We start from the raw sequence: 20,305 nt of genomic DNA on the forward strand, positions 1-20,305 counted from the left end.
TATTATCTTCACTTAAACCGTTATCACACAGACATACACTTGATTAGACCCGCTTTTGATTTGTAGCGGTTGAACCAAGCTTTAACAGGGCTTGCTAGTACGTTTACTGGTGGCTCATCACCTTGCATGATCACTGGACCAAACATCAGATCAAGAATGTGCCAAGATTTTGTGCCAACGCCCATCATCGATGCACGGCATGCTGAGCAGTAAACCACTACGTAGTCTGTTTCAAATTCTTCAACACGACGTTTGATTACGCGTGTTGCTACATCTGGGTTTGCTGGTACAACCATGCCACCAAAACCACAACAGCGTGTGTTTTCGCGTGTGTGTTCTGGCTCGGAAGTCTTGTAGCCAAGCTCGTTTAAGATCCAACGGATACCGTCTTGCAGCTCTTTCTCGTAGCGAGTTGAGCAAGAGTCATGAATGGTGAATACCACATCACTGTTTTTTGCTTTGCCACGTAGTTCTTCTGGTAGACCAATTTCAGGAAGTAGCTTCCATAGTGAAACGGGTTTTTGAGAACCGCCAGATTTTTTGATCATGCCGTAGCAGCTTTGACATGCCACAATCACTTCTTGTGCATCTAGCTTGTCGAAGTCTGCCTGAAGCTGACCGTAACGCTCTTTGAACTTCTCAGTCTGACCGATAGCTGCCGTTGGCTTACCACAGCACTTTTGTACCGCGCCCATCTCTGGGAATACTTCTTTGAGGTAGCTTGCGATTGCTGCTACGCCTTCTGGTGAGTAGGATGGTAAGCTGCATCCTGGCATAAATACTTTATTACTCATTTTGTTGATACCGCTCGTTTTGCCATAGTGAAGAGTTTTGAGAAGCCCAGTTTTTGGTGCATGTTGATCGCTTTGTGACCCGGCATCGGTGATTCACCATTGTTTGCCTTAACAAAATCAGCACGAGAGCCGAGGAACATTTCTTTCATTGGGAAGTCTTTTGGACACACAATGGTGCACTGGTCACAGGCATTACATGAGTAAGCCATCAGTGGATCCATTGATTTGTTATCAATGAAGTCTGAGAAAATGGTCTTCGGACAGTCACCGAAATCATTCATCATGATGCACTCTGTCATACATAGCTTGCAGCTACATTGCAGACAGCGAGATGCTTCTTGTTTGATTTGATCTTCAGTGAAGCCTAAATCCACTTGTGCAAAATCTTGCTTACGCTCTTCAGCGTCACGTAATTCACCGTGTAGGCGAGGGGTATCTACTGTACCTTTTGGAAGTGGTACATCTAGACGAGATGGGTAGCTGTATTCTTGCTCGAAATCGCGACCTTCAGTCAGTGGGCGAGACGTTAGGAAACGCTCTACACTCATTGCTGCTTTACGGCCTAGTGCCATCGCTTCAATTACGATGTTACCGCCACAAGCATCACCTGCTACGAATACGTCTTCAAGGCTAGAAGCCAGAGTTTGTTTGTCGACAACATAACGACCACCACGAGTTTGCTCTAGTGCGCCATCGGTAATGTCAGCGACGATTTGACCTGTTGCGAATACTACTGTATCCACTGCAATAGTCTTAGTCTCGTCGCTGTATTGAGGTGCAAAGTTGCCTTGCTCGTCAAAGATAGACAACACTTTCTTAATTGTGATGCCAGTCACTTTGCCGTTTTCGTGTTCGATAGAAACTGGGCCCCAGCCTGCGTTAAACACTACATTTTCTTCTAGCGATTCTTCGATTTCGATTTGGCTAGCCGGTAGGTTTTCCATGCTCTCTAGAGAACATTGGTACACTTCGCTTGCGCCAATGCGCCAAGAAGAGCGCGCACAGTCCATCGCTACGTCACCACCACCGATAACCATCACGCGTTTACCAGCGCGAGGGAATTGACGAGTTTCAGAAATCTCTTTCAAGTATTCAACCGCAGAGAATACGCCATCGTTATCGTGGCCTGGCAGTGGAATGATTGAACCGACGTGTGCGCCATGAGCAAGAATCACCGCATCGTGATCGCTGCGCAGCGCTTCAAAACTGATGTCTTTGCCGATCTCAACGCCAAAACGGGTCTTAATGCCTAACATGCCTAAGTAGCTGTATTCGAAGTCGATCACATCGCGAGGTAGACGATATTCAGGAATACCCACGCGCATCATACCGCCGTATACGTCTAACTTTTCGTAGATCGTTACTTCGTGGCCTTGGCGACGAAGCTCAATTGCTGCTTGAGCACCAGCAGGGCCTGCACCAATGATAGCGATGTGCTTGTTGGTTAGTGGAGCGATGTTAAGATCCCAATGGTCTTGGTTATCTAACTTCTCAGCAACAAAACGTTTGATACCCGCAACACTGATCGGCTGACCGAACTCTGTGTTACGACGACAAGCCGCTTCACAAGGGTGTGCACAAATACGGCCAAGCGTTTGAGGTAGGAATAGTTTGGTTCGGATAAGATCTAACGCACCTTGAAAGTCGCCTTCACCCGCCATGCGAACGTATTGTTTTACATCAGTGTGCATTGGACATGCGGTTTGACATGCAGGATCGGCATCACCCATACAACCATCGACGATCATCTGGGCGGTGTCGTATAACTTTTGGCTAAAAATTACATTGTTCATTGACTGCTATTTCCGTTTTTATTAGCTCTTGCCGTTGATAACGTTCACTTCAGGATTCTTCTGCTCGTAGTGAGCGTGGCTGTACTCGATCCATGAGCCGTCGTAGTTGTAGACGCCTTCTGCGCCTAATACTTCAGTGAGAATCATAGTGGTGTGGGCAGAGCGAACACCAGATTGGCAGTAAGCAATGACTTTCTTGCCTTTAATGATGTCACCGTATAGAGCTTGCAGCTCTTCTGCTGATTTTAGCGTGGTGTCTTCGTTTAACGCTTTGGTCCAGTTGATGTGAACACTGCCCGGGATTGTACCAGGGCCGAATGCGCCAGAAACTGCCACCTCACCGTTGAACTCGTCATTACCGCGAGTATCTAGGATTACCCAGTCAGGGTTGTTTTGCGCTGCAATAACCATGTCTAGCGTTGCTAGTGCATTGTTTTCTTGTTTCGCGTTTGGCGCGTCGTATTGGGTAGCAGCAACGCTTGGATTTGCGGAACCAGTAGGGAAACCTGCACCCAACCAAGCATTTAAACCACCATCTAGGTAACGAATGTCGTCATGGCCTAAGTTGTAGATTTGCCAGTAAAGGCGAGCAGCATCGTGATGAGAACCTGCAGCGTAAACCACGATCGTGCTATCTGCAGTTGCCCCGAAGCTACCAAGGATGGTTTCCATTTCTTCAACGCTGTTGCTCATGCCTTCAAAGTCGTAAACACCTTCCGTTGCAGAGTAATCGTTGCGCCACATAGTGTAAGAACCAGAAATAGGGCTATCCGGTTTGATAGGGTTTAGCGCACCGATGACGACAACGTCTTGGTCACTGTCCATCAGTGATTTTAACTGTTGAGCTGAAATGAAATGTTCTGGGTGAGCGTATTCTGTGAACTTTTGCTCTTGTGCAGCAGCATCCACAGTGACAGCCTCAGCAGAGAACATCGTATTGTACGTTGAGTAACCAACGGCTGCGACAGCCGCAAGTACACCCAACGCAATAGTCGACTTTTTCATGAGTTGCTTCCATATTTTAATTTAAAGTTTTGCTGACGAGTCACTTAGCTCGGCAGTTAGAATCTGATTGAAGCTAGGAAGAAGACACATAAACTTAGTAATTTTTCATAAGTGTTCATGGTGCATTAACACTCTTAAACGAGTGAATTTTCATCTAGCCCTTAATTGGTAAGTATTTTGAGTAAATTGACACTTAGGGGGTATTGTGGTTTTCCACAATAATGAAGCCAACTTGATCTAAAGCAACAAACTTATTGGGGGGAGTGATGGTAAAATGTGCTACAAACAATTTTTAATATTATTTCGTAAGTGATTAATAACCATTCTCAAAAAATAAAACTGTTTATTTTTATTATTTCAGCAGTGTTCTCTTATGTGTCATTTGCGAACGAGCCTACAAACCAAAGAAAAGACTATGAAGTCGGCGTGTTGGCATTGAGAGGGCATGCACACGCAAGGCAAGCCTGGGAGCCGACATTGGATTGGTTGGCAATAAAGAATCCAGGCTATCAATTTAACTTACATACTTATGATTTTGACCAGTTAGAACATGCGTTCTTGCACGGCAGGTTAGACTTTATTCTTACGAGTCCAGGCCAAGCGACCAAACTCGCTCGTGAGTATCCGATTAACTGGTTAGCAACCCAAAAAACGGCGTACAGTGGTGAATCAAACAAATCGATAGCTTCTGTTGTAGTGGTGCGTCGAGAGTCTCCTTTCAAAACCTTAAAAGATATTCATGAGGCGAGGGTCGCAGCCGTCTCTGAAAAGGCTTTTGGTGGTTTTCTTGCCTTGCGATATGAGCTCGATAAACTCGGTTATTTTAACTCTTCATTTTTTGAGAAAATTCAATTTACAGGTCCGCCAACCGATCAGTTGATTTTAGATGTGGTTGAAAGCGATCTAGACGTCGCGATCGTTCCTGCGTGTACGTTAGAAAATATGGCTAAAGAGGGGCATATTCAATTGCATAATTTGCGAGTACTTAACGAGCAGCGACCATCAAATTCAGTTTGTGCCGTGAGTACGCCATTATACCCAAACTGGACAATGGCAATGACAGAACGAGTGCCACCAGAGGTTGGGCAGATGGTAGCTCAAACTCTATTTGTGATGCCGAAAGATCATCCAGCAGCTGTCGCTGCGAACAATGTAGGGTGGATGCTGCCGGCCGCGAGTGTTACTTTCGACAAAGTGTACAAGCATCTTGATATGCACCCACTTCAAGAGTCGTTGAGTCAGAAAGCGAAAGATTGGTTATACAAAAATCAGGCAATCGCGATGGCTTCGCTCGTTACCATTCTATTACTCACTGGCTATCACTTTTGGTTGCAATGGCGCTTTAAGCGAAGCCGTGAAGCGCTGAAAAAGACAATGAACAACTTACGTCGAAAAAGCACGATGTTAGAACACGCTCAACGTATCACCATTGTTGGGGAGCTAGGCAGCAGCATAGCTCATGAGATCAACCAACCTCTGGCGGCAATAAAGAACTACAGCCAAGGCGCAAAAGTGCGTATGGAGAGAGGGGCAACAACGGAAGAAATGTTGCCGATCTTAGAGAAAATTCAGCAGCAGGTGACATCCGCAAGTGACATTATTCAGCGTTTGCGAAGTCTAATTCATAGGAATCCGATTGAGAAAAAATGGGTCGACTTACCGAGTTTAATCGCCGAATCAATGAAGTTAGTCGATTACGAGTTTCAACGCCACCGTATTCAACTTGGCGTGATGTATTCCGGCGAGCCACAGCCAATCTATGCGGATGTGACGGGATTGCAACAGGTGATGTTAAATGTACTCAATAACGCCAAAGATGCTTGTCTCAGTCATGTGCCAAAACGCAAAAATTTGTTCGTTGACCTACACGTAAGCTATTGTGATGAAATGGTTATTATCGATGTTGCTGATAATGGTATCGGCATTCAGGGGCAGGAGATCCCCCTTGATCAGGCGTTCTATACCACCAAAGAAAATGGCCTTGGGTTGGGGTTAGCAATTTGCCGTGATGTCATTGATGCCCACAATGGCAGTCTTCGTTTTAGAACCGTTGATCCTACAGGTTGCCAAGTGACCATTATTTTACCTTATCAGGAGACTTGTCATGAGTCGTAACCTTTGTCCATTATATATTGTTGATGATGAGCAACCCGTATTAGAGTCCATGGCGTTTATGCTAGAGGGGTATGGGTATAACGTGCAAACGTACTCGAGTGGTACGGAATTTTTAAACAGTGCAGATTTGTCACAGTCCGGTTGTGTTTTGCTTGATAGTCGTATGCCTGAATTACGTGGTCAAGACGTACATAAGAGCATGAATGAACAGTTTAGCCCAATCAGCGTGATCTACTTAACAGGGCACGGTGATATTCCTATGGCGGTAGAAGCTTTGAAAGATGGAGCGGTAGACTTTTTTCAAAAACCCGTCGATGGTAATGCGATCGTTGCTGCTATAGATGTCGCTATGCAGAAATCGTTAAACTGCTTTGATAAGTTAAGAGCAAAACAAGCACTACAGGGTTTGACCAAGCGCGAGCAAGAAGTGCTTAACTTGGTTGTTAAAGGCATGAAAAATCAGGAAATGGCGAATCAATTGTGTGTTTCACTACGAACGATTGAAGTACATCGTTCAAACGTAATGAAGAAATTGAGTGCTGATAATGTTGCCGCGCTGATACGTAAAGTCGGGCATCTTATTGATGCATAAACAAAAAAGCAGCCATATTTGGCTGCTTTTTTAATATCAGAACGGGTCAGCGCTTAGTTTACCCAGTCACGTAATACGAAAGTAAGTGTGTGGTCAGCATTTTTTAGCACAAGTCCCTCATTGGTCAGTGTAATATCGCTCCACTGAGTTAGGGTATCTGCCATCACTTTCTCAACTTTCATTTGATCATCCATACACATCTTCATGGTCATGCCCATTTTCTCGATGCGCAGTTGATTGCCTTTCAGCTCAGCTTGGCCAAAGAACTCATTGCAGCCAGCATTTCCGTTTGCAGTTAGATTCTCACCTAACTCTAGACGTGGGCCATATTCAGCATCTTCAATAGCGATGCTTTTGCCATCAATTTTAATCAACTCCCAGTTGTGATGCTGCAAGTCTTTAGCGGTAATATCTTTCACATCGTCACCGTTGCTAGCGCATGCTGTCATTAGAATTGGTAGTGAAATAGCTGCGACTAACGTTTTTAGGCTAAGCTTCATGTATTAGACTCCGTTTTTAGTAACGTGGTAAGTATAAGTAATAAAACACTGTTTTTGTCAGTATACGGTTATGGTTTCGTATGTTTTTTGACACGGCGTATTTTATAACAGAGATCTCATCACCGATATTGATATCTACCGAAAACGTTGAACTTTCTTACAGTTATCCGATTATCAAAGTATCGGTTGACGATAGATTAATTATAGAATGGTTTTAGCATGGAACAATTGGAGTTTTTTCATGTCCCAAGCCCTTGTGTTGGTGTATGCACCTCAGACGAAAAGGGTTACTGCAAGGGATGCATGCGCAAAAGAGAAGAGCGGTTTAACTGGTTGAGTTTTAGCTCTGCACAGCAGTTGCATGTGATTAAATTATGTCGTCAAAGATATCGACGAAAAATGCTCGCTGGAAAAGTGAAACCGCAAGCACCAGAAGAGTCGACTTCTCCTCAACAAGACTTGTTTTAAACGTATCGCATTTTATGGCAGCGGTTTATCGTCTTTTTTCTATTAGTGTAATGGCTAGGCTATATCGCTGATTTTTTAGTGCCTTAATTCCTATATAAATGAGTAAGACAATGCAAACGCTTAAGGTAATATAAATATTAGGAGAACCCCGGCTCTTGGAGCGAGCTCTGGCAGCCGGGATATTCGTGCCGATATATGCCTAAATTAGGTCTCGGCCTTATTTCGTTGACCATTCATTTCATTGACCAAAGATCGCTAACCCAGCCTCCAGCTTGTTCGTCGAAATGGTTGCCTGAAAATCGGTGGTTTTGCTCCACCTCTAGCGTGCTTGTTGGCCGTTCATCCATCAGTTTGTGAATGTATTTTGCCATAGGGTCGGTACAGGCTTCACGCTCTCTACGTGTTACCACTTCTTTAATCATTTGTAGGCGGTAGCTATTGCTGGCTCGTTTCATTTTTGGCCTCCAGAACTCGATGGCAGCAGTTTGAACACAGTGGCGCTCAGATCGCTGCTCATTGACGTACACGTTGAGGTGCCGCGTCTTCGTTTGAAGTCTAAAAGACAAATTGTGTGAGAGCAGTGCTTACGACGCCATTTCTACCTTTCATAGTCATATTCTCGTCCCAGGAAAAAAATAAAAAGCCGAAAATGAATGTGTCTTTGTGAAAGGCTTTATCAAACATAGAACTCAAGCACATCACCGTCAACAGTACAAATGAACATTTTTTGAACTCTTTATTGCTGTGGTTTGTTTTCAGAGAGTTAGCGAATAGAGGGAAATCATTAGTCTGTTTAGCCAATGATTTGCGTACTTAGGCGGAGTTGTAAATTGCAACGCGAGTGAGGGGTTATTTGGTTTAAAGACGTGACCATAAAAAAACGGAGCTGTTAAAGCTCCGCTGATTCTCAATAGTTTATTGAAACAAGAACGATATGTTCTTAAGGTGCTACGTTAACTTTGCAGCCACCAAGATTACCATCATCAGTATTGGTGTAAACGACTTCACCTTGTGGCTCGTAGTTTGCCACGTTGATGACACTGAGCGCTTCCATGTAGTCTTTTAATACAGCAGCATCAACGTTACCGGTATCGACTGCATCGAGTTTAGGATAGCCATCACCACCGCCAGCATTGTAGCTTGGTACCGTAAATTTGTAGATCGCATTGGTATCGAAAGCTTTACCGTTGATCTGGTGAATATCAACCGTCATCGCCTTACAATCGACCGTCATGTTTAATCCTGCAAACTGAGCGTAAGCACCAGAATCGATTTGCTTGTTTGCGACAACATTTAAATACTGAACGACTTCACTGCCTTTCATTTCCTTGAACGTTACTGTGTTGCCAAAAGGTTGTACGGTAAGCACATCACGATATGCAATCTCACCAGCTTTAATTGATGCACGCACACCACCAGAGTTCATAACAGCAAAGTCTGCAGATTGGTTTTCCATGTGCGCTGTTGCAATCAAACGTCCTAAATTGGTTTGCTTGAATCGAACATTGTCACGTTCACCATCAAGGAAGCCATCTGAGTTCGCAATCACAACGCCCAGTTCCTCTTGACCTTTATCTTGGAAGTACTGAAGACGTGTTTGCAACGCTTCATTTGGTTTAATTTCTTCGCCAATAAACTCAAGTTCGCCCGCGGCATTTTCACGTTTTAGGTTAACTGGAACTAACTCGTAGCCTGCAAGGTGTAGCTTTCCGTTGTAGTATTCAAAATCAGCTTTGCCTACAAATTTTCCCCACTCATAAGCTTGCATGATGTAAGTGCCGTTTTGTTGATCTGGCTTACAATCATCACCAGGTTCAAATTCTGCGTAACCAGAGCCATCTGGTTCCATACATACTGGGTTTTGAGAGTGTCCACCAAAGATAGCTGCAATTTCACCCTCTTCAACTGCCTTAGCCATTGCTACGTCACCCGGTGCGTTTGAACCATGTTGACCGTTCTCGTAGTGCCCCATGTGGGTCGTAGCGAAGATAAAGTCCACAGGGTCATCTTTGTAAGTCTCTTTGATCTCTGCGATGACTTTTGGCATTTCTTCGGTTGGCTTGGTAAACGTGAGATCGGCAGTGTATTCTGGGTTTGCGATTCGAGCGGTATCTTCAGTTGTCATACCTACGACAGCGATACGCAGATCGCCCAGTTCAAAAATTTTGTAAGGCTGAAAGTAGCGATCGCCTTGTTTGTCATAGATGTTTGCCGCTAGCATTGGGAAGTTTGCCCAAACTCTTTGTTTTTCTAAGACACTGAGAGGATTATCAAACTCATGGTTACCTACAGCCATTGCATCGTAACCAATATCACTCATACCCAAGAAGTCAGGTTCCGCATCTTGTAGGTCAGACTCAGGCACGCCTGTATTAATGTCACCACCAGATAGCAATAACGAAGAACCTCCATTGGCAGCGACTTCCTGACGCATATTATCGATGAGTGTTTTGCGCGCGGCCATACCGTATTCACCATCACTGTTATGCCAGAAACGGCCGTGGTTATCGTTGGTGTGAAGTATGGTGAATTTTGTGCAAGAGTCTGCAGTTTCGCAAGTTACTTGAGTCGAGTCATTATCTGAACCACATCCTGCAAGTGCAGCACCGACAGAAAGTACCAAAAGGGATTTGTAAAACTTCATAGGGGTTCCTTTCTTTGTGATTATTATGTTGATTTGCCGTGAAATATACTGAGTTTACGTGAAACTTTAGTGACCAAGCTCATATTTAGGCATTGGTGTAAGAAACTAAATACCGGTCTTGCGGGCAGTATCGATAAATAAACAGATATGGTACTTAAGAAATAAAGTATGGGTTTTGGATTAAAAGTTGTGATCTAACTACTTGAATATTTGGAATGTATTTCTGCTTTTAAGAAATTTGCAGTTTTAGTGTTCAGATGTCGAAGATTATTTGGCCAATTTAATTGATATTCTTTTTTGAAGAAATAAATCGTTAAACTTTTTGAGTGTATATATTGTTGATTCTAGGAAAGTGTATTTAGTGAAATGTATTTCGAATAGGGCAGACAAAAATAAGCAGGGTAGGTCAGTCGCAGAGAGCAGGTGTTATCGTTGTCGATATTGATTAACACGTTTTAAGTAGTAAAATTCAATAAATAGTAAAACCCCGGAGGTGGTAAGTCTCCGGGGTTTTGAATTTTTTAGATATCTCGATTGGTAAGGTCGATTATCTTAATCATGCAAAAGGTTGGATTTTCTCCGTTTAATTCCTTGGTAGGGAATTAGATACGGATGAAGTCCATGTGCTCAACTTTTGGCTTGTAAGCGTGACGTTGAACGTCTTGTGGCTTAACTTTAACTTCAGCACCATCGATAACTAGAACGATTGCTTCGTAAAACTCAGGCTTATCCATTTGGTTAACGATGTCATCGTGGTTAAGAACGATAGCTACTGCTGCTTCTTCACCGCCGTATACAACTGCAGGGAATTTGCCAGCGTGACGTAGGCGGCGGCTCGCACCTTTACCTAGTTCAGTACGTACTACTGCTTCGAATTTCATAGTATTTACTCTCAAATTAGTAAAAATTAAATTTCACAAACCACAATGCGACCTTGGGTTCGTGGTAGAGCTTGATACAGTAACTGTTCAAGCGAGCGCGGATACTATCATCCAGTGCTAGATTCGGCAACCAAAATTGCCCCTAAACTAACAAAATTCCTGTCATTTTTGCTTATACAATCGCTGATAGATGCTAGTTAGGTATTTCTTTGTTCAAATTGAATTTATTTTGACCGATTTATTGTTTGGATCGACTACGGCTCTTTTGAACAGTCAAAGTGGCTCTTAACCCCCCCATTTTGCTTTCTGAAAGCTTCAGTTGACCACGATAGCTATGTGCCATTTCGCTTACAATATTCAAGCCTAATCCAGAACCTGGAGTTGTTTCATCTAATCGATAACCACGTTTGATTACTTTGCACAACTGCTCTGAGGGAATACCAGGCCCATCGTCTTCAATGATGATGTGAATGTTGTCTTTGTCTAGCGTTGAGTGAACACGAATGATGCTGTTTGCCCACTTGTAACCATTTTCAAGTAAGTTACCCACCATTTCATCAAGATCGGTTTTCTCTACGGCGACATTTAACTCAGAATCAAGTTCGTTAATCAGTGTGATGTCGCGATACGCATACACTTTGTCGAACGCCATTGAAATCGCATCCACGCGTTCTGAGGGGTTTGATGTTACAGAAAGAATATTCATTGAACCTGCCATTCGGGCACGGCCTAAGTGATAATCAATATGTTGTTGAATCTGAGTAATTGGCGCGTTCAGTCGATCTTGTTCTTCAGCCGATAAGGTTTGCACTTCGTTTTTCAAGACAGAGAGCGGCGTCTTCAAGGCGTGAGATAAGTTCCCCGCATGGTTTCGAGCTCGTTCTAGCAGTTCTTGATAGTGAAAGAGCAGGGCATTAAGATCAGAAATCAAAGGCGATATCTCTTTAGGATACTCTTCTTCCAAGCCTTTTTTGTTACCGGATTTAAGCTCTGCCAATTCTCTTTGTAATTTGGTGAGCGGGCTCAATGACCACGCAATTTGCAACAAGATGACGGCAAGAACGCCAGCAAAAAGCAACCCCAAAATTATCCAAAGTTGTCCAGTTAAAGATTGAATGGTGTGCTCAATCGGGTCTTCGTCAATGCCGATAATGACATTAATTGGGCCGTCGTAATCCGGTAGATAAAGGGTCTTTTTCAACGTGATGAGTTTTTCATCACGAGCGCCAAAGGCGTCTTTGTCTAACCCTTTGTATTCAATCTTCTTATCCCAAAGTGAACGCGAACGCTCTAAGCTTGTTTTGGTGGAGGCACTCCAGTAAAGACCACTGTAAGGGCGGCTGAATCTTGGGTCAGAAAGTTGAGTTGAGAGTGTGAGTTGACCTTTGCTGTCGACTTCGAGTTGGGCAGCAATTTCATCCATGTAGACATTCAGTTGGGAGCGAGTGTCGTCCACCATGTAATGGTAAACCTGCGTGGGAATTGTCACACCAGCAGCCAAGATCATTGCTGTCAGCCACACGACTGCCGCCAAAACTAAGCGGCTTTTAATACTAAGCCGCTTAAGTAAATGCATCGGGAGCCTATGGTGGTTAAGGGCTCTTTTATTCGGCATTCAATTGGTACCCTAGTCCACGAACCGTTTTAATGATTTTAGGTGCAATTTTCTTACGGATGCGGCCTATAAAGACTTCAATCGTATTTGAGTCACGGTCAAAATCTTGTTTGTAGATGTGCTCTACCAACTCGGTTCGGGAAATGACTTTTTCAGGATTGTGCATGAAATACGCAACGACTTTATATTCAAGGGCAGTAAGACTGACCGCTTGGCCTTGCCACAGCACTTTTGATGAGCGTGTATCTAGGCTTAAATCACCAATCTGCATAACTGGTGATGCGTTACCTGAAGCACGACGAAGCTGAGCTCGGATACGAGCGGTGAGTTCCACCATTTCAAATGGCTTGGTTAGATAGTCGTCCGCACCTGCATTCAAACCTTCTACGCGTTGAGATAAGGTATCACGAGCACTCAAAATCACTACGGGTGTATTAATATTTTCATCTCGAATGCCTTTTAGCACGGTTAGCCCGTCTAGTTTTGGCAAACCAAGGTCGAGAACTATCACGTCCCATTCTTCGGAGGTAGCACGGTAAAGTGCGTCGATACCATCTTGGGAAAGTTCTGGCACCCAACCGTTGTTTTCTAATGATTCAATAATTTGTTCGCCTAGGCGAGGCTCGTCTTCGACAACAAGTATTTTCATAATCGTTCTTCTTATTGTGTTCTATTTATCTAGTTGTTGCTGCTATAGACATCAAGTGTCTTTTAATGCTTAATGTTTTTGCATGCTTAGTTTTTTGAATACTTAACGTTTTTGCATATTTAGCTTTTGGGGCATACTTAGAGCTTTGTACCCTTAGTGCTGCTTGAGTGCTTTATTAAAGTTACGACCTTTGATCTCTAACATCTCTAGTGTTGCTGCGTCATACTCCACTTTTATCACGCTGTCATTGAACAGGATTTTGAGTTCATAAATCCACTCGTCATCGTCTTCTTCAAGCTCAACCTTAATAATACGTCCATAGAGGTCGTTTTCCACCGCTTTATACATTTCAGAAAAAGGACGGATGTAGCCTTTTTGGACCGCACGATAGACTTCATCTTGGTCTTCGTCGAATTCAATTCTGGTGCCGGGTTTTTCTACATCACGTACGATGGCATGCCCATTTTCGTTATCGTGATGATTGTGATGAGAAGCAAAGCTCGGAGTAGACAATAAAAGCGGTACTAAACCTAACAGCATGATGAGCTTACGAGCGACGAGGAAGCGTGACATAGCAAAGCCTTTTTCTAAGAGTTAACGCAATTATAATGAGAGGTATATGAACAGAAAGTGAACCGTATTTTTAAGTCAGCCAATGTTGAGTTCATCATGAAATATTTTGTCGCGCAACTTCCAAAATCGTCCTGATTTTCGAGCGATAACAAACTGCGGCAAACGGAAACGATGTTGATTGGCAACAACTTTAGTCGGTGACGATTCATCAAAGGGCCGATGCTTATCCGCCAGATGAGGGCGAACAAATTGATCTTTGAACATTTGTTTCTGTTTTTTGGTCGTTAACGACCAGAATTCATGCACTAGCGCATTTCCCTCACCTTGGTATGTTTCACCAGAATAGGTGACTTTTACTTGTGACTTGCCATCGTTTGATTTAAACACAGACAGTTCCATTTCTGTGCATTCGAAGATTAACGCGTCTTTGAGGTTAAGGGCTTCTTTGAGTTTCTTATCGGGGTCAACCAATGTCGCGTCACATTCATGGCAAATTCGTGCAGCGATGTCATTGTCTGCGCCGCATTCACCACAGTATTTTGCTCTGAATCGATAGCCGCAGTGTTCGCGCCCTCCGGTTTCATCATCTTCAAAGTAGCCTTGGCAACGACGACCAAAATGTTCTAGCAGAAAGCCATTACTGTCTAACTTACCCCAGAAGTTATTGTTGAATCCGCACGCCGGGCAGGGGATAGTGATGATCTCGCTAGAGGAATCTGGCTTAGGGTCTCCAACTTCTGGCTGATATAAATCGTAGCTATTGCCAGCATAGTCTAACACCAAACATTCCGTTTTCCCCTCGGACAAGCGTAAGCCACGGCCAACAATTTGTTGATACAGACTGACGGACTCTGTGGGGCGCAAAATCGCTATTAAATCAACGTGTGGCGCATCGAATCCCGTTGTAAGAACAGATACATTAACCAAGTATTTTATCTCGCGATTTTTGAACGATAGAATGATCGCATCGCGCTCCGGTGTTGGTGTATCACCAATGACAATGGCGGTTTCACCCTGAGGGAGCAGTCCAAAGATCTCTTGCGCGTGGCGAACCGTCGCAGCGAAGATCATGACTCCGTTACGTGCTTCTGCGTATTGTATGATCTGTTCGACAATCTGAGGCGTGGCTCGTTTGGCTTTGTCGATGACCATGTCCATTTCGGCTTCTTTATATCGTCCGGCAATGGTGGGTTTGAGTTGAGAAAAGTCGTAGGACAAGATTGGCGCATCCATCATTCGAGCAGGTGTTAAGAAGTTCTCATCTAATAAGTAGCGAATCGGAAGTTCGAAGATGCAATCACGGAAAAATCGAGGCTCTTCAGTGCGAACTTGACCACGAGTGTGGTATTGATACAGCCACCCCATCCCTAAACGGTAGGGCGTCGCGGTCAACCCAAGCACTTTAATGCCCGGATTAAGCTCTCTTAAATGCGTGATCACTTTTTGGTAGCTGCTGTTTTTGTCTTCTGGAACGCGATGACATTCGTCGATCACTAGCAGTGAAAATTGGTTTTTAAACGCGTCTAAATTGCGTACGACAGATTGGACGGAGGCAAACACCACTTGTTGTTCGGTCTCTTTTCGCCCTAGACCTGCAGAAAATATAGAACCATGTAAACCATAACCCTCGTACTTGGCATGGTTTTGTTCGACCAGTTCTTTTACGTGAGCAAGTACTAAAACACGTCCTTTAGCAAGTCGAGCGAGTTCGGCAATGACTAAGCTTTTACCTGCGCCAGTTGGCAGCACGATAACCGCGGGTGTCGTGTGTTTACGAAAATAGTGGATCACCGCTTTTACTGAGTCGGCTTGGTATGGGCGCAGGGTGTACATGAAAATCTGTGAAATTGCTCAACTATTCTTACGAGGATGGCTATAATACCTGACTTTTATACCCAAGTGACTTTTAAGTGCATATACCTAGCGACTTTTCGATGGCGGAACATTGAGAGTTGTAAGAGGTCACTTGGGCATAATTCAATGAGGTATTCATGCGTTTAGATAAATATTTGTGCGATGGTTTGGGTGCAACTCGTAAGCAGGCTACAAAAATCATCAAAAGTGGCGAAGTGACGGTTGATGGTGAAGTGCAAAAGAGTGGTGCATTTAAAGTGCCAGAAAATAGTGTCGTAGAGTGGGATGGGCGTAAAGTTGGTGCACCGGGTCCACGTTACATCATGTTGTACAAGCCAGCGGATTTTGTGTGTTCGCATGAAGATGGCTTTAACCAAACGGCCTTTGTTTTGCTTGATGAGCCAAAGGTTGAAAACTTGCACTTTGCTGGCCGTTTAGATGTGGACACCACAGGTTTGGTTCTTATTACGGACGACGGTCAATGGTCTCACCGTATTACTTCGCCAAAACACAAGTGTGAGAAAACATACCGAGTTTGGTTGGCTGATGCTATTGAGCCTGATTACGTAGAAAAATTTGCGCAAGGCATCGAATTACGTAATGAACGTGACGCTACGCTCCCTGCTCATTTAGAGATTGTTAACGAAGCAGAAAATGAAGTGTTGTTAACGATTGTTGAGGGCAAATATCACCAAGTTAAACGTATGTTTGCTGCGCTCGGTAATAAGGTTGATTATCTTCATCGCGAGCGCATCGGTTCGATTGTGTTAGATGAAGCATTAGAACCGGGCGATTATCGCTACCTGACTGAAGAAGAAGTCGAATCTATCTGGAAGTAATCCAATAGAAAGAATACGGGGTATCAGCATGCCCCGTAATGCTACTGATCTTGCTCAATAAATTTTATTGCATAATGGTCATGCAAGTCTTGGCGTCGAGTTAATCAAGATCTTCTTGGTATACTTTTACACCTAAGTATTCCCCTTTACTCGTAGGAACATGAGTGTTGGCTTTGCCATATGTTGTCCGTCTCGTTTTCGTAATCTAAACGTGCTGCCTGGCAAACCTTGGTGGAGAGTAAATCATCGGTCTCAATCAATTCAAAATATTGATGAAAGAGGCTTAACAAGAGGTAAACGAATGGCAGAAAAAGCCCAAAGCGCTCCCCAATCACAACTCAGTTTCTTGTTGTTTCTCGTACTTGGCGCGATTGGTGCGTTAACGCCCCTTGCCATCGACATGTACTTACCAGCGATGCCAACCATTGCAAAAGATTTAGGTGTGACGGCAGGTGAAGTACAAATAACGCTGACTGCATATACGGCAGGATTTGCGCTTGGTCAGCTGATTCATGGTCCTTTGGCAGACAGCTATGGCCGCCGACCAGTACTCATTTTAGGTGTGCTCTTTTTTGGTTTGGCTGCAGTGGTCAGTGCGACTACAAATGGTATTGATGCGTTAACGTATGTGCGTACAGCGCAAGGTTTTGCGGGCGCAGCAGCGGCAGTGATCATTCAAGCAATTGTTCGTGATATGTTCGATCGTGAAGATTTTGCACGAACCATGTCGTTTGTAACATTGGTTATCACTATCGCGCCGCTAGTGGCCCCTTTGATTGGTGGCTACCTCGCCATTTGGTTTGGTTGGCGTTCAATTTTTTGGGTATTGGCTGCGTTTGCCGTGATTGTTATTTTGCTCGTGTTGTGGAAAATCCCTGAAACGCTAAAACCAGAAAACCGACAGCCATTGAGATTTGTCACGACGATTCGAAATTATGTTCGTTTGTGTGCTAACCCACAGGCGTTAGGTCTCATGCTGTCTGGCGCATTTTCGTTTTCGGGTATGTTTGCTTTCCTAACCGCCGGTGCGTTTGTTTACATTGATTTGTATGGTGTTCGACCTGACCATTTTGGTTATCTGTTTGGCTTGAACATCGTGGCAATGATCGTGATGACCAGTATTAATGGACGATTAGTTAAGAAAGTCGGTTCGCACGCGATGCTTCGTTTTGGCTTATTCGTACAATTAACCGCGGGTATCGGTCTATTCTTAGGTTGGTCGCTTGGCCTTGGTTTGTGGGGTATGGTGCCGTTTGTTGTGTTGTTTATTGGCACTTTGTCGACGATCGGCAGTAACTCTATGGCCTTGTTGTTAAGTGGCTATCCGACAATGGCGGGCACGGCATCTTCTTTAGCAGGAACACTGCGCTTTGGTATGGGATCATTGATTGGTGTTCTGGTCGCTACTCTACCAGATGGCGTTGCTTGGCCAATGATTATTGTTATGTTTGCTTGTTCGGTGCTTTCTGCACTGTTTTATTGGACTTTAGGAAGAAAGGCGTAATGTCTAATTACACCACAGAAATTCAAAACTTGGTTAATGCGGCTCTGAGTGAACTCGAGCAGGAACATCGTTCTGGAAAACTGGCGAATGCGCCAATAGCCAACAACTTATACTTAGTTCGCTGGGTAACCAAAGCGCTAAAAGCTCAGCGGTTTGATCGATGTGTTCTAGGCGATCTCACTCGCTGGCAAAAAGCGGGGCGCTCAAAAGGTAACGATGCAGGTTTGCTGTTTATCTTCAAACGTATTTCAGCATACTACGCACACTGCTTCCCTGAGGGGCAAGAAAGCAGAGTGATTAAAGATTCTGAAATTGATGCGTTTCTTGACAAGATTGAGCAAGAAGGTTGGGAAGTATCAACATCTGAACCGCTGATTGGTTTTGGCAAGGTGCAAATTTTCACCGAGGGTCAAAATTCGTTGGCATTGTGTGCGGATCAATGTGACAACTGCTTTGATGGTGAGCGCATGGTGAAACCAATGAGTTGGTTTGTCCGTGGCAACCATGCAGATTTTGTTGAGAAAGCATCTCAGGCAGGCTTTATGGTTCATAAAGTGACAGATTATAAGTCGATGGTGAAATACCACGGTGAGTATTTGATATTCCCAGAGAACCAGGGTAATCAGCTCGCAGAGATTCCATTATCATTCAAAGCGGACTAATTCGCTTATCATTATATCCAACAGAAAATCGGAGCAGCGCTCCGATTTTTTTATTCACGATATTTTTTGTCTATTAATAAGCGGCTTATTAAGGCATATACATGTCATTGAGCTTAGTGGCAGGTTTGTTCTTTCTACGCTTGATGAAGTAATTAGAGATGACGCCAAACATCAAAACCACACCACAGAAGCCGTACACTTGCATGATGGTCGGATCGCTTGAGACAAAACCAAAGTCTGAGAACATCACGTAAGCGCCCAATACCATGTAGATGATGACCGCTGATGCTTCAAAGCGGAATGACCACGGCGTCACATCGATATTCTCATTTACAGGCATTACGTAGTCTGTATCACGCGGCATGAAGTGACCAATCGCAAACATCAGAGCAGTACACACGACGAATAGAATCGCTAATTGGTGTAGGAAGTGGATTGGTGTACCAAAGACCAATTGCATCGCAGCGTAGGAGCTAACAAACACGACCAAAGCAACTTTAGCAGCAATAGCAGGAACACGTTTTGAAATGTAGCCCACAAACACGATAGTGAAGATAGGCACACTAAAGAAGCCCGCAACCATTTGTAGGTATTGGAACAAGCCTTCTGGTGCGTACATGATGAAAGGGGCAATACAGACCGAAATGATCGCAATTATAACGCCGAAGATACGACCTTTCCCGACTAACTCTTCATCCGATTTGTCTTTGCCAAATAGTGGCTTGTAAACGTTCAAAGCAAACAAGGTGGTTGAGCTGTTCAATACACCGTTAAAGGTACTTAGGATTGCGCCGAACATGACCGCAACGAAGAAACCAACAAGAGGCTTAGGCAACACTTCGTTCACCAAGCGTGTGTACATCGTATCTGGGTTGCCCGCATCTGCGCCAAACATATGGAACGCAATGATTCCGGGAATGATTAGGAAAAGTGGAGAGATAACTTTAATCGCACCCGCCAGAATGACACCTTTCTGACCTTCTTTCAGGTTTTTCGCGCCAAGTGCTCGTTGGATAATTGATTGGTCAGTACCCCAGTAGTACAAGTTGACCAGCAATAGACCTGTGAACAGGGTAGAGAACGGCAGTGGGTCGGTCTCTTTACCTACGGATTGCAGCTTTTCTGGTGCGGCCGTCAGCAATACGTCTAAACCTTCCATAAAGTTACCGCCGCCTAATGCCATCAGACCAAATACAGGGATCATCAAACCGCCGGTGATCAAGCCTACGCCGTTGATTGTGTCTGCAATTACCACGGCTTTTAGACCGCCGTAAATCGCATAGAAGAAACCTAGCAAACCGATAGTGGCAGAAATAAGGGCGATAGAGCTGAACTCAGAAATGCCCAGTAAACCTTGCACATCAAAGATTTCGCCCAGCACCACTGCGCCAGCGTAAAGAGTGGTAGGAAGAATGTTGATGACGTATTGGCACAAGAACAACAGGGTAACGAACTTCTTCACTGACATGTCGTAACGGCTTTCTAAGAAGTCTGGAATAGTAGTGATGCCTTGCTTGAGGTAGCGAGGAACAAGCAGCAGCGCAATGATAACCAGTGTAACGCCAGATGCTACTTCCCAGCCCATCACACTCATGTTGTGGGTGTAGGATTGCGCACTCATGCCAACAAAGCTGGTGGCACTCAGGTTGGTAAGAATCAAAGAGCTGGCAATCAGTCCGCCTGTTAAGCTTCGTCCACCAAGGAAGAAGCCGTCTTGAGAGGTGTTTTTATCGTTTTTAACTTTGCTGTAAGTGAACACCACAACAAAGCCTGTAAACAGCAAGAACGAAAGTAATACTGTAATAGACATTTTGTTT

The 20,305-nt window shown here is 44.2% G+C and carries 18 protein-coding genes; 6 read left to right on the plus strand and 12 right to left on the minus strand.

The genetic code is table 11. The features are described from left to right. Nucleotides 1–23 precede the first annotated feature (23 nt). Genes KHN78_RS13435 through KHN78_RS13445 form a run of 3 tightly spaced genes read right to left on the minus strand, consistent with a single transcriptional unit; the run spans nucleotide 24 to nucleotide 3,592 of the window. Nucleotides 24–794: a (Fe-S)-binding protein gene (locus KHN78_RS13435; protein WP_128810678.1), complete on the minus strand. Its 771-nt coding sequence runs from the start codon at nucleotides 792–794 to the stop codon at nucleotides 24–26. Continuing rightward, on the minus strand, nucleotides 791–2,587 hold the full coding sequence (locus KHN78_RS13440) for an FAD-dependent oxidoreductase (RefSeq protein WP_211916407.1): 1,797 nt from the start codon (nucleotides 2,585–2,587) through the stop codon (nucleotides 791–793). Before KHN78_RS13440 ends, KHN78_RS13435 begins: the two co-directional genes overlap by 4 nt. A gap of 21 nt (nucleotides 2,588–2,608) precedes the next feature. Continuing rightward, a complete protein-coding gene (locus KHN78_RS13445; RefSeq protein ID WP_211916408.1) occupies nucleotides 2,609–3,592 on the minus strand; it encodes a sulfurtransferase in 984 nt (327 codons plus the stop codon). A 309-nt stretch (nucleotides 3,593–3,901) separates the two neighbouring features. Here KHN78_RS13445 and KHN78_RS13450 point away from each other — a divergent pair, with 309 nt between their 5' ends. Then, entirely contained in the window at nucleotides 3,902–5,707 is a 1,806-nt protein-coding gene (locus KHN78_RS13450; RefSeq protein WP_211916409.1) for a sensor histidine kinase, read from the plus strand. Continuing rightward, the gene (locus KHN78_RS13455) at nucleotides 5,697–6,299 is read left to right on the plus strand and encodes a response regulator transcription factor (protein ID WP_211916410.1); all 603 of its coding nucleotides are present in this window, start codon (nucleotides 5,697–5,699) and stop codon (nucleotides 6,297–6,299) included. The genes KHN78_RS13450 and KHN78_RS13455 overlap by 11 nt, the downstream gene beginning before the upstream one ends. Nucleotides 6,300–6,352: 53 nt before the next feature. Here KHN78_RS13455 and KHN78_RS13460 read toward each other — a convergent pair whose 3' ends face one another. Continuing rightward, nucleotides 6,353–6,799, minus strand: a complete 447-nt coding sequence (locus KHN78_RS13460) for an META domain-containing protein (RefSeq protein ID WP_211916411.1) — start codon at nucleotides 6,797–6,799, stop codon at nucleotides 6,353–6,355. Nucleotides 6,800–7,018: 219 nt separating this feature from the next. On the opposite strand from KHN78_RS13460, the gene KHN78_RS13465 reads away from it, so the two are divergent. Beyond that, the gene (locus KHN78_RS13465; RefSeq protein WP_211916412.1) at nucleotides 7,019–7,267 is read left to right on the plus strand and encodes a DUF1289 domain-containing protein; all 249 of its coding nucleotides are present in this window, start codon (nucleotides 7,019–7,021) and stop codon (nucleotides 7,265–7,267) included. A 233-nt stretch (nucleotides 7,268–7,500) separates the two neighbouring features. Here the strand turns inward: KHN78_RS13465 and KHN78_RS13470 are convergent, their stop codons facing one another. The 7 genes from KHN78_RS13470 to KHN78_RS13500 form a co-directional block, all read right to left on the minus strand. Beyond that, complete coding sequence (locus KHN78_RS13470) at nucleotides 7,501–7,722, minus strand: hypothetical protein (protein WP_211916413.1); 222 nt, start codon at nucleotides 7,720–7,722, stop codon at nucleotides 7,501–7,503. A gap of 485 nt (nucleotides 7,723–8,207) precedes the next feature. Continuing rightward, nucleotides 8,208–9,911 (minus strand): bifunctional UDP-sugar hydrolase/5'-nucleotidase UshA, encoded by a 1,704-nt coding sequence (gene ushA, locus KHN78_RS13475; RefSeq protein WP_211916414.1) that lies wholly within the window; start codon nucleotides 9,909–9,911, stop codon nucleotides 8,208–8,210. Nucleotides 9,912–10,513: 602 nt separating this feature from the next. Beyond that, nucleotides 10,514–10,792, minus strand: a complete 279-nt coding sequence (rplY, locus tag KHN78_RS13480; protein WP_211916415.1) for a 50S ribosomal protein L25 — start codon at nucleotides 10,790–10,792, stop codon at nucleotides 10,514–10,516. 238 nt (nucleotides 10,793–11,030) lie between these two features. Continuing rightward, nucleotides 11,031–12,407: an ATP-binding protein gene (locus tag KHN78_RS13485; protein WP_211916416.1), complete on the minus strand. Its 1,377-nt coding sequence runs from the start codon at nucleotides 12,405–12,407 to the stop codon at nucleotides 11,031–11,033. After that, the gene (locus KHN78_RS13490; RefSeq protein ID WP_211916417.1) at nucleotides 12,397–13,056 is read right to left on the minus strand and encodes a response regulator transcription factor; all 660 of its coding nucleotides are present in this window, start codon (nucleotides 13,054–13,056) and stop codon (nucleotides 12,397–12,399) included. The genes KHN78_RS13485 and KHN78_RS13490 overlap by 11 nt, the downstream gene beginning before the upstream one ends. Nucleotides 13,057–13,209: 153 nt before the next feature. Then, nucleotides 13,210–13,629, minus strand: a complete 420-nt coding sequence (locus KHN78_RS13495; RefSeq protein ID WP_211916418.1) for a PepSY domain-containing protein — start codon at nucleotides 13,627–13,629, stop codon at nucleotides 13,210–13,212. 75 nt (nucleotides 13,630–13,704) lie between these two features. Beyond that, nucleotides 13,705–15,462, minus strand: coding sequence for a DEAD/DEAH box helicase (locus tag KHN78_RS13500; RefSeq protein ID WP_211916419.1), 1,758 nt, complete (start codon nucleotides 15,460–15,462; stop codon nucleotides 13,705–13,707). 158 nt (nucleotides 15,463–15,620) lie between these two features. Between KHN78_RS13500 and rsuA the strand changes: the two genes are divergently transcribed. From rsuA to KHN78_RS13515, 3 genes are all read left to right on the plus strand, one after another. After that, on the plus strand, nucleotides 15,621–16,322 hold the full coding sequence (rsuA, locus tag KHN78_RS13505) for a 16S rRNA pseudouridine(516) synthase RsuA (RefSeq protein ID WP_211916420.1): 702 nt from the start codon (nucleotides 15,621–15,623) through the stop codon (nucleotides 16,320–16,322). A gap of 301 nt (nucleotides 16,323–16,623) precedes the next feature. Further along, a complete protein-coding gene (locus tag KHN78_RS13510; RefSeq protein WP_211916421.1) occupies nucleotides 16,624–17,826 on the plus strand; it encodes a Bcr/CflA family multidrug efflux MFS transporter in 1,203 nt (400 codons plus the stop codon). Then, a complete protein-coding gene (locus KHN78_RS13515) occupies nucleotides 17,826–18,488 on the plus strand; it encodes a DUF2913 family protein (protein ID WP_164837169.1) in 663 nt (220 codons plus the stop codon). The genes KHN78_RS13510 and KHN78_RS13515 overlap by 1 nt, the downstream gene beginning before the upstream one ends. A gap of 88 nt (nucleotides 18,489–18,576) precedes the next feature. On the opposite strand, the gene KHN78_RS13520 is transcribed toward KHN78_RS13515, so the two are convergent. Then, nucleotides 18,577–20,298, minus strand: a complete 1,722-nt coding sequence (locus tag KHN78_RS13520) for a solute:sodium symporter family transporter (protein WP_211916422.1) — start codon at nucleotides 20,296–20,298, stop codon at nucleotides 18,577–18,579. Between the last annotated feature and the right edge of the window lie 7 nt (nucleotides 20,299–20,305).

The sequence above is a fragment of the Vibrio sp. B1REV9 genome, from assembly GCF_905175395.2.
In the GTDB taxonomy this organism is placed as follows: Bacteria; Pseudomonadota; Gammaproteobacteria; order Enterobacterales; family Vibrionaceae; genus Vibrio; species Vibrio alfacsensis.

Bases quoted from the DNA above. Each gene is read 5' to 3' on its own strand.
- KHN78_RS13460 (WP_211916411.1), bottom strand. From the start codon at position 6,799: ATGAAGCTTAGCCTAAAAACGTTAGTCGCAGCTATTTCACTACCAATT.
- KHN78_RS13520 (WP_211916422.1), bottom strand. From the start codon at position 20,298: ATGTCTATTACAGTATTACTTTCGTTCTTGCTGTTTACAGGCTTTGTT.
- ushA (WP_211916414.1), bottom strand. From the start codon at position 9,911: ATGAAGTTTTACAAATCCCTTTTGGTACTTTCTGTCGGTGCTGCACTT.
- KHN78_RS13485 (WP_211916416.1), bottom strand. From the start codon at position 12,407: ATGCCGAATAAAAGAGCCCTTAACCACCATAGGCTCCCGATGCATTTA.
- KHN78_RS13500 (WP_211916419.1), bottom strand. From the start codon at position 15,462: ATGTACACCCTGCGCCCATACCAAGCCGACTCAGTAAAAGCGGTGATC.
- rplY (WP_211916415.1), bottom strand. From the start codon at position 10,792: ATGAAATTCGAAGCAGTAGTACGTACTGAACTAGGTAAAGGTGCGAGC.
- KHN78_RS13455 (WP_211916410.1), top strand. From the start codon at position 5,697: ATGAGTCGTAACCTTTGTCCATTATATATTGTTGATGATGAGCAACCC.
- KHN78_RS13515 (WP_164837169.1), top strand. From the start codon at position 17,826: ATGTCTAATTACACCACAGAAATTCAAAACTTGGTTAATGCGGCTCTG.
- KHN78_RS13495 (WP_211916418.1), bottom strand. From the start codon at position 13,629: ATGTCACGCTTCCTCGTCGCTCGTAAGCTCATCATGCTGTTAGGTTTA.
- KHN78_RS13470 (WP_211916413.1), bottom strand. From the start codon at position 7,722: ATGAAACGAGCCAGCAATAGCTACCGCCTACAAATGATTAAAGAAGTG.
- KHN78_RS13435 (WP_128810678.1), bottom strand. From the start codon at position 794: ATGAGTAATAAAGTATTTATGCCAGGATGCAGCTTACCATCCTACTCA.
- KHN78_RS13440 (WP_211916407.1), bottom strand. From the start codon at position 2,587: ATGAACAATGTAATTTTTAGCCAAAAGTTATACGACACCGCCCAGATG.
- rsuA (WP_211916420.1), top strand. From the start codon at position 15,621: ATGCGTTTAGATAAATATTTGTGCGATGGTTTGGGTGCAACTCGTAAG.
- KHN78_RS13465 (WP_211916412.1), top strand. From the start codon at position 7,019: ATGGAACAATTGGAGTTTTTTCATGTCCCAAGCCCTTGTGTTGGTGTA.
- KHN78_RS13445 (WP_211916408.1), bottom strand. From the start codon at position 3,592: ATGAAAAAGTCGACTATTGCGTTGGGTGTACTTGCGGCTGTCGCAGCC.
- KHN78_RS13490 (WP_211916417.1), bottom strand. From the start codon at position 13,056: ATGAAAATACTTGTTGTCGAAGACGAGCCTCGCCTAGGCGAACAAATT.
- KHN78_RS13510 (WP_211916421.1), top strand. From the start codon at position 16,624: ATGGCAGAAAAAGCCCAAAGCGCTCCCCAATCACAACTCAGTTTCTTG.